Annotated in this window: 7 protein-coding genes and 1 pseudogene; 3 read left to right on the top strand and 5 right to left on the bottom strand. The window is 40.4% G+C overall.

What is annotated here, in order from left to right:
* Window positions 1-49 precede the first annotated feature (49 nt).
* The 3 genes and pseudogenes from CK510_RS20700 to CK510_RS20690 all read right to left on the bottom strand — a co-directional run bounded on the left by CK510_RS20700 (window position 50) and on the right by CK510_RS20690 (window position 4,871).
* Window positions 50-833, bottom strand: a pseudogene (locus CK510_RS20700) (Uma2 family endonuclease).
* A 1,107-nt stretch (window positions 834-1,940) separates the two neighbouring features.
* Complete coding sequence (locus tag CK510_RS20695) at window positions 1,941-4,277, bottom strand: cation:proton antiporter domain-containing protein (RefSeq protein ID WP_095723502.1); 2,337 nt, start codon at window positions 4,275-4,277, stop codon at window positions 1,941-1,943.
* A gap of 219 nt (window positions 4,278-4,496) precedes the next feature.
* Window positions 4,497-4,871 (bottom strand): c-type cytochrome, encoded by a 375-nt coding sequence (locus tag CK510_RS20690; RefSeq protein WP_095723501.1) that lies wholly within the window; start codon window positions 4,869-4,871, stop codon window positions 4,497-4,499.
* Between the two features lie 206 nt (window positions 4,872-5,077).
* Between CK510_RS20690 and petG the strand changes: the two genes are divergently transcribed.
* Window positions 5,078-5,191 carry a cytochrome b6-f complex subunit V gene (gene petG, locus CK510_RS20685; protein ID WP_095723503.1) on the top strand — a complete coding sequence of 38 codons (114 nt, stop codon included), beginning with the start codon at window positions 5,078-5,080 and terminating at the stop codon, window positions 5,189-5,191.
* Window positions 5,192-5,546: 355 nt separating this feature from the next.
* Here petG and rsmD read toward each other — a convergent pair whose 3' ends face one another.
* On the bottom strand, window positions 5,547-6,101 hold the full coding sequence (rsmD, locus tag CK510_RS20680; protein WP_095723500.1) for a 16S rRNA (guanine(966)-N(2))-methyltransferase RsmD: 555 nt from the start codon (window positions 6,099-6,101) through the stop codon (window positions 5,547-5,549).
* Window positions 6,102-6,215: 114 nt separating this feature from the next.
* Complete coding sequence (gene hisH, locus CK510_RS20675; protein ID WP_095723499.1) at window positions 6,216-6,851, bottom strand: imidazole glycerol phosphate synthase subunit HisH; 636 nt, start codon at window positions 6,849-6,851, stop codon at window positions 6,216-6,218.
* 61 nt (window positions 6,852-6,912) lie between these two features.
* Between hisH and CK510_RS20670 the strand changes: the two genes are divergently transcribed.
* Window positions 6,913-7,467 (top strand): C15 family peptidase, encoded by a 555-nt coding sequence (locus CK510_RS20670; protein WP_095723498.1) that lies wholly within the window; start codon window positions 6,913-6,915, stop codon window positions 7,465-7,467.
* Between the two features lie 34 nt (window positions 7,468-7,501).
* Window positions 7,502-8,884, top strand: coding sequence for a DUF3370 domain-containing protein (locus CK510_RS20665; RefSeq protein WP_095723497.1), 1,383 nt, complete (start codon window positions 7,502-7,504; stop codon window positions 8,882-8,884).
* Window positions 8,885-8,945: the final 61 nt, after the last annotated feature.

Raw genomic sequence — 8,945 nt, 5'->3', positions numbered from 1 at the left:
ACTTAGAGTAATCCAAGAAATAAATGATCCAACTGTTGATCCTGAGTCGCTATGTAATAGACAGAGATGCTTCATTGGGCTTCGCTCCATTCAGCATGACAATTGGGCACTTTTTTACTTGGAACACTCTTACACCTAATTCCCTTAATTTTTCCTGAAGTTGTTCGATTTGCGGTACGCCCTTGGCGTTAAGCTTGCTTATCGCGCAACTCTCGTTTCTGCTTCAGCTTGCTGTCTCGCTATTTTTTCCTGTTGTAGTGCAGTTCGTAACTCGTCGGGGAACAGTAATTTTTCCCCGTGTCTTCGCGATAAAAACCAATTAATGTATCTTCTACTTGCAACCGTAATTGTAGAGGTTCGCTACGATTATCTGTGATGAGTTCATATTCATCATTCCGTAACCGATAACCACGCAACTGTTCTTCAATCCAATCACCTTTAGGATCGAACAACCAATATTCTTGAACCCCTAACTGTTCGTATAGGGTTTTTTTATGTCCGGTATCTTCCTCTTTTGTATCGGGGGAAGTCATTTCAAAAATTACCGATGGCACTTCTCCTTCTTCCCAAATCTTATAATTATCCCGTCCTCCGGGAGTAACATTAAAAATCACCATGACATCTGGTGCAACACGCAAACGGGGATATCCTTGAGCATAGTAGAGAAATTGGTCTGCCAGAACAGTCGCTTGACGACCTTGTAAATATTGCCTTAAGACTTCTAAGGTAGCGAGTATGGCACATAGATGCAGGTAACTTTCAGCCAAGGGTTCACCGTCAGAACTTGGGTAAAAAATCTCTGTTGCTTGGGGTTTGGGTACTAGACTAGTCATAATTAGTCTAATTTTTGAATTGGGTTGGAATTAGAATAATTGTACTATTTTAGCGTTGGATTTTAGATGATTTGGGTTGAAGAATTTCGCAACAGAAATATGTAGCGACTGTCTTGAAAGTTAGCTTAATGCACTTGTTCGGGTTTACATAAGTAAAAAGAATGTTTTGACCCAATTATGATTTAAATTATTTAAGTCTGATATGTTAAGAATGTCAGGGAATCTTGATAAATAGGAAATGGGTGTACGGATTGACAGTACTTTCAGGATGCGATATTCTGAATAATCAGGGGAGGCGTATAACTTTGATTTTTGAGCCTCTGAAAGTATTATTCTTGCGTTGTTTTTTTTGGTTGTAAATAAGCCTAAAATTAACTTTGTAATCTAAACATTGATTTGAGATTTTGTTACGGTTGACAAAAAAACATATTTGCGATTCAGCCAAAAAGATATATATTTGCAGCGATATGACAAGTCTAAAATTTGCTTTGAAACCCAATATTCTATTATGGTAATTTTAGATAAATATTTTGATTTGCAGAATAATGGAAGTGTCAATTTTCCTTGTGGAATTTAGAGATTTTGTGGTTTAAATAATTTTAGTTTTCCCGGTATCATAATGTTGGGTTGCGCTCAATCTATGGGGGAATTGCGATCGCACTAGAAATTACCATAATAAAATGTTGGGTTACAGCGCAAATATAGATTTATCATATTGCTACAAATACCACTCTTGCGCTTGCACCCAACCTACAATAAAATCTTTCAAGACTAAGCGATCGCAATCCCATGTAGGTTGGGTGAAGGCTTTGCGTAACCCAACACATGATATGAAGAAAACAGAAATTATTTAAACCACAAAAATACCTAAACTCAGCGACTAAGCTTAGACGCATCTAAATGATATCTTTTTAACCCTGAAAGCCTTGCTATGACGTTTTCGGTATACAAATTAAGTGAGTTTTAGCTTAAGAGACACTTTAAACAATTTATAAAATGTTGGGTTACGACGCAAATATAGATTTATCAATTCGCTATAAATATCTCTCATGCGTCTCCACCCAACCTACAATAAAATATACCACTACTAAATTTATACCGAACTCCCTACCCTCGCATATCATCCAAAGGCAAATATTCTTTTAATATTTCCGTTTCCCCTGCTTTTACAACTGGGATTGATAGGGGTACAGTAGTTAATGGTGCTAACATCTGTTCGAGTTGCTGCAATGCCGACAAATTACCACATAATAGTAATTGGTCGCGAACTAGTAAATCAGTATTTTTTTCTGGTAACTTAATAAACCTACCATCACGACGCATTGCTTGAATCTGAACACCAAAACCTTCTATTAATTCCAAGTCAGCAATACTTTTACCCAAAACTGGACAGCTATTATCTAAATTAACCCACTGACAAGCAGTATTTAATGTGGGAATTGCCGCTTGCCCTTTGGCAAATTCATCCAGGGCTGAAAATTCTCCATCTTCCCCTACGATTAATAACCTATCCCCTTCCTCTAATTTGGTTTTTGCGTCGGGATAATCTATTTCCTTACCACCTACACGCTGAATTGCCATTAAACTTACACCCGTCAAATAACGGATATCAGCTTCCTCCAAACTCATTCCCACCAATGGAGAACCAACAGGTAACACATACCAACGACGGTTTAAATCTTGGGTAGCTTCCCGCAAACCACGGGAGACTTCCGATTCGGTTTCTTCAGGACGTAAATCTAAATAATGGCGATCGCGGATTTCTTGCATTTCCCGTTGAATCAGGGATGGGGATAATCCCAAGTCTGTTAATAAATGTGTAGCCATTTCCAAACTTGCTTCAAACTCCGGTTGAACGACTTCCCTAGCACCCAACTGGTAAAATACCTCAATGCTTTTATTATTATTCGCCCGTACCACAATATCCAATTCCGGCGATAATTCCAAAGCACGCTTTAACGACATTCTACTACTCATCGGATCGGGAAGTGCGATCGCCATTCCTTTGGCATAATTCACTCCTGCGGTTTCTAATACATGAAAGCTCACACAATTTCCGTAAACATACGGTATCTTTGCATCGCGTAATTGCTGAACTCTACTCTCTGACTGGTCTATAACAACCACAGGGAAATCATGTTGCTGTAATAATTTAACCAAATTTTTCCCAACACGTCCGTAGCCACACACAACCACATGGTCTTTCAGAGGCAAATCATCGGCAATTTCCAAAGCTTGACCTTCACCACTAATGTAAGGTTTTAACCAAGGAATCGATTCCAACCAATCAAAAGCAACTGGAACTAACCGCAACAGAAAGGGAGTTATCACCAAAGTAACTGCCGTCGTTCCCAAAATCAGTAAATATACTCGTCTAGAAACTAACCCTAAAGCCTGCCCCTCGCTAGCAAGTACAAAGGAAAATTCCCCAATTTGAGCCAATCCCACACCTGCAATAATTGCCGTCTTCAATGGATAGCGGAATAATTTGACAATGGGGGTAATAATTAAAAACTTACCAATTAATACCAGCGCTACCAAACCGAGAATTAATTCCAGATTGTTCCATAAAAACATTGGGTCAATTAACATGCCAATGGCAACAAAAAACAAACTGGCAAAAATATCCCGCAACGGTTCCACATAAGTCAGAGTTTGGTCGGCATACTCAACTTCCGATATCATTAAACCAGCGACAAAAGCCCCCATTTCAATCGAAAGTCCCAAATATTCCGTCAGCAGCGCAATTCCCAAACACAAAGTCACAACACCTAACAAAAATAATTCTCGGCTTTCCGTGCGTGCTAATAATCGCAGCAATCGCGGTATCACCCATTTTCCCGCCACAATTGCCCCAGCCGCAAACAAAGCAATTCGTCCCAATGCGATCGCAACAGCTATGCCAATCTGTTCAACAGGTTTATCAAGGGCAGGTAACACCGCTAACATTAACCCCAAAGCCAAGTCCTGCACCACCAAGATACCCAGCAAAACCTGCCCGTGGGGTGTTTCGGTCTCATTCCGTTCCATCAGGCATTTGAGGACAACAGCAGTGGAAGACAGGGATAAAATTGCCCCCAAAAATACACCTTGGGGTGGAGATGTCACCCAGCCAAAACCAAGGGATACTAATGTTGTCACCGAGATAGTTAAGACTATTTGTAAACCACCACCACCGAGTGCGATCGCTTGAACTTTTTTGAGTTCTGCAAGCGAAAATTCCACACCCAACGCAAACAGCAAAAATGCTACACCAAACTGTGCTAACGTCTCAACTTGGATTAATTCCTTAATTAGCCCCAGTCCAGTTGGTCCCACAACCATCCCGCCGATGAGATAACCTAGTAAAACAGGTTGTCGTAATAGCGCCGCGATTAAACCACCACAGGCAGCGACAGCGAGAACCAAAACTAAATCTATAATTAATCTAAAATCTTCTTGCACAGTTTTTTAAAGAACTCTTAATCTAAAGAACTATTAAGACGTATTAACCTCAGCATACAAATTTTTATATATCTGTGGGGATTTTCTGGCTAAGAGAAATACCAACGCGAATTTTAATTAACAGCAATTATCAAGTCATATCTCGTTCTGGCGAAAGCTTGATTGAGCAAGTTATATCTTAAGATTCAAGAATCCCCGTCTATGAAAGATTGGGGATTGTCAAAGCGTCTCTAAATAACTTAATAAATCAGCCATTTCTTTGGTGTTAGGCTGAAATTTAGGCATTGGTGGAGTCTCGCCACTTGTTACTTGCTGAATTAATCCATATTCAGATTTACGCCTGGAAACTCCTTGTAAACTGGGACCAACTCGTCCATCAGCTTCTAAACCATGACATCCAGCGCAGTTAATTTGGAAGATAGCATGTCCTTGTACTGGGTTGCCTTGAAGGGCTAAAACAGTCTTAACGTATGGATCGGAGGCTTGTACCACACGCACGACAAATATGCTTAATACAATCGCAAGCAAAATTGCCAGCACCATTAAAATGAAGCGCTGTAAAAAAATCTCAGGTGTGGGAATCCGGTTATCCAAGAGGGTTACTTTGAAAGTCAGGTTTACAAAAATTTTTCATTTCATACACATAGCTTAAAAGTTCTTGATGCTGTCTGCAAGCAGGAACGGATGTTTTTCTATTACCTCCACCAAATAAAAGCAATATCGAAGGCGGGATTTATACCGAATTTGCTAGAATCGGGAATAGAGATAAAGTTTTAATGAACGTAACAAGGAGATTAAAAGTGGTTGAACCCTTATTGTGCGGTATGGTTCTAGGTCTGAGTCTTATTACTTTGTCGGGATTGTTCTATAAGGCATATATTCAGTACAAGCGTGGAAATCAACTCGGAATTTAGGTAAATGGGCAAGGGGAATAGCGAGTGTCATGCAGATACTGAATAGACTTGAATAATATAGAACCCCTCTCCAAACCTCTCCCCTTGCTAAAGGGAGAGGCTTAAGAATTTTTTGATGAGAAAGCAGAAAGGAAACCTCTAAATCCATTTATGGGTTTCAAATAAGGACACCTTTTTATTTTTTTCATAAATAAATTTAGAGAGCAATGGGTGGTGTCGGTTTCCGTCCCGTCCAATTGCGGAGGGCTTTAAACCAATAAGGCAGAGGACAAAAAATATATTTTATTCCTTCTGCCTTCTGCCTTTTTCGGTAACTACACTAAATAAGTCTTTTAAGTGCCCAATCCCCAATCCCCTATTCCCCATTCCCTTCAATTTGGTAAAAAGTTAATCCTGTATTCCCATAGGTTTTTTCACCGCAAATTTCCCAAGTCGGAATAATTGGTGCTTTCCATCTTTTGGGTTTGTGTTCAACTGCGATCGCACCGTTTTGGTCTAAAAGTTGATGTTGCGCTATAGTTTCCAGTACGGGTTGATATAAGTCACTTGTATAGGGTGGATCGAAGTAGATGCAGTCAAATTGTTGTCCCGCAAGTTTTGGTAAAGTCTTGAGGACATCACCCCGCAATATTTGGTATTTTTGGTCAGATGAAGCTACTTTCTGCCAATTTTCTTGAATAATTGCACAGGCACGACTCGATTGTTCGATGCCCACTACAAAACTTGCGCCACGACATAGGGCTTCTGCCCCCATCGAACCACTCCCAGTACAGATATCGAGCCAGCGACAACCAGAAATCTCACTCTGCCAAATATTAAATAATGCTTCTCTTACCCGTGCGACCGTTGGACGTATCTCTTGCCCTGGTAAAGTTTTCAGCAGGCGATTTCCGTATATTCTTAGGCTCATTCGATTTTGGATTTTGGATTTTAGACTAATTCCAAAATACTTTATCCTTTCCCTTATTTTCTTTTTCCTTTTTTCTTTTTCTTTTTTTCTCCTTTCTCTTTTTTCCCCTATATATTACGCTGCTACTTCTATCAAAACTTGAGAGACAAAATTTGAGAGAATTTGCAAGCCAATATTAGAGGACTTTTCGGGGTGAAATTGGACAGCCATGAGGTTATCACGAGAAATCGCAGCAGTGATACTTTGATTTCCGTGGGTTACGATCGCAGCTTTATCACTGGGATTACTAGGATCGACATAATATGAGTGAACGAAATATACCCAAGGTTGTGGGGGTAAGTGTTCCCATAACAGGTGTTTTGGCTGGGTAAATTCGAGTTGGTTCCAACCCATATGGGGAATTGTAATATTGGGTTCGGGGAGGAAACGTCTAACCTTTCCGGGAATAATTCCGAGTCCAGGTTCCCTTCCTTCCTCGGAAGATTCAAAGAGAATTTGCAAACCCAAACAGATACCAAGAAAAGGTTTTCCCGATGCGATCGCATTTTTTATGGGTTGTTCTAAAGAACGCGATCGTAAATGTTGAACTGCCGGATCGAAAGCACCAACACCAGGCAAAACAACAGCATCCGCTTGTTCGATAACTTTTGGAGAGTCTGTGATTTTAGGAGTTGCCCCGGCTTTTTCCAGTGCTTTGCAGACTGAATGTAAATTTCCCATGCCGTAATCGACGACTGCGATTGTTGCCATTGACTTTCTCCCGATAAACTATTTATTGTGGAGACTTTTTATATTGTAATTAATAATTGCTATGACGAAAAGATTTATATTAACTTCTTTTGATATTTGGTTGCCCCATCACACATCAAATTCGTCGGATGATTTATTGGAGTTGGTCAACAAGGTCAACTTTGTCCCTAATGATTTGATTTTTTTAAGGAAATTACCTGTGGATGTCAAAACTGCCAGCGCAAAAGTAATAACCCAAATTGACGAAACACAACCAGACTATATCATCTGTTGTGGGATGGCAGAAAGTCGGAGCAAATTAAGTGTGGAATCAAATGCTCGTAGCACAGTCCATATTGGAGAAGATTGGAACGAATCAATTTTGCGTACATCTATAGATTTAGATAACTTAGTACGGCAGTCAACAGCACTTGAAATTAGTCACAACTGTGGTCGATTTGTCTGTGAAGGATTGTATTATTCGGTACTAAATTATCTCAATTTACATTCCCAATTTCATCCAAATAAATCTTCTTGCATATTTATTCACGTTCCCATTTTGACCAAAGATAATTTATCGGTTGTCTTGGAAGGTTTTCTATCAATTATTCACTGTCTGGCACTTTCACCAAGTTAGTAGCGTCTTGAAAGTGAAGAAAATCTATCAGTATATGTTGCCATTCTTACTCGCTTTTTCCCTAGCTCAGACAACTCCAACCCCACTTCCCCCTGAAGAAGTGGTTCAAACTCAAGAGGTACGTTCCCTACCTGGTAGGCTAGACAATGTACCAGTATTCAATAGTAATAGCCCGGAAAAAGTCGTCAAAGAAGGGATTTTACTTTCTACTTTCCCCCCAGCAGGCAAAAAAAATCCCGAAGCACATCTAAATTTTCCCTTTAGCAGGAGATTTGATGTTTTTGCCCATCACGTTTACCAAGCACCAACTCCCGATAATCTGCGATCGCTTTACCTTGGCATCATCTTATACAATCCTGGCAAGGAACCTGTCAAGGTCAGCGTCTTACAAGCAGCCAGCTATCTGAGCCAACCAGACGCACCATTTATCGAGCTACCTGCCTTTGCTCAGAACCTAGATGGTAAAGTGTATGCAGGTCCTGGTAGTCGGGTAATGAGCGATATTTTGCGGGGATTACGACAAGATGTTTTCCCCAAGGAGATTACGATCGCACCTGGGCAATATCAAATGTTGCAAAATACTTCCATTTCAGTGCAAGGATTGACACCACCTCTTAACGGCAGATCGACCTATGCAAGGTTGCGGACTAACGGTACTATCTATGCAGCCAGTTTAGCGATGGCTGCCCGTACTAATCCTGATGGTAGCGAAAAAGCACCAACCTTGGAAGAATGGAAAAACCTCTTAAACAACGGTGAATTATCCACTCCTAGAGATGTTATCCCCACACCACCAGAACAAACCACTGGGAGAAAATATGGACGTGTTGCGGGGGTTGCTAGGGGTTCCTATTGGAGAGCATCAATTACCGATAATTCCAAAACCAAATTTTTAACGATTCCCCAAACTGGACAGAAATTTTCCTATGGTTTGAGTACGTTACATGGTGGAACTTTGGGGACAAATCAAATTCAAAGTGCCCCAATGTTAGCTCGTTACCCCGATACTGCATACTTTGCCCACGGTAACTATGGGGTGCAATATAGTTTAAGATTGCCTCTATATAACAATACTCAAACAGTGCAAAACGTAGCAGTTGCTGTACAGACACCTATTAAAGAGGATGTGTTGAGTAAGAAAGGATTGCGGTTTTTTGCAGAACTTGCGCGTCCAACCTTTTTTAGAGGTACTGTGAGAGTTCGTTATCGCGATGATTTGGGTAAATTCCAAACTGATTTTGTGCATTTGGTACAAAAACGCGGACAATCCGGGGAACCATTAGTTGCCCTGCCAATTAAACCAGGTGAAAGAAGACTTGTGGAAGTTGATTTTCTCTATCCCCCCGATGCTAGTCCTCCCCAGGTTTTGACAGTGCAGACTTTGGATAGTAATAATTTACCCAATCCAACCAAATAAACCAATAATGTAGAGACGTGAAATTACCCTTCGGGAACTTGCTACGCGTCTCTCTTAGAGG

The sequence above is a fragment of the Brunnivagina elsteri CCALA 953 genome, from assembly GCF_002289455.1.
GTDB lineage: Bacteria > Cyanobacteriota > Cyanobacteriia > Cyanobacteriales > Nostocaceae > Brunnivagina > Brunnivagina elsteri.
This window is presented reverse-complemented; position numbering and strand designations above follow the sequence as displayed.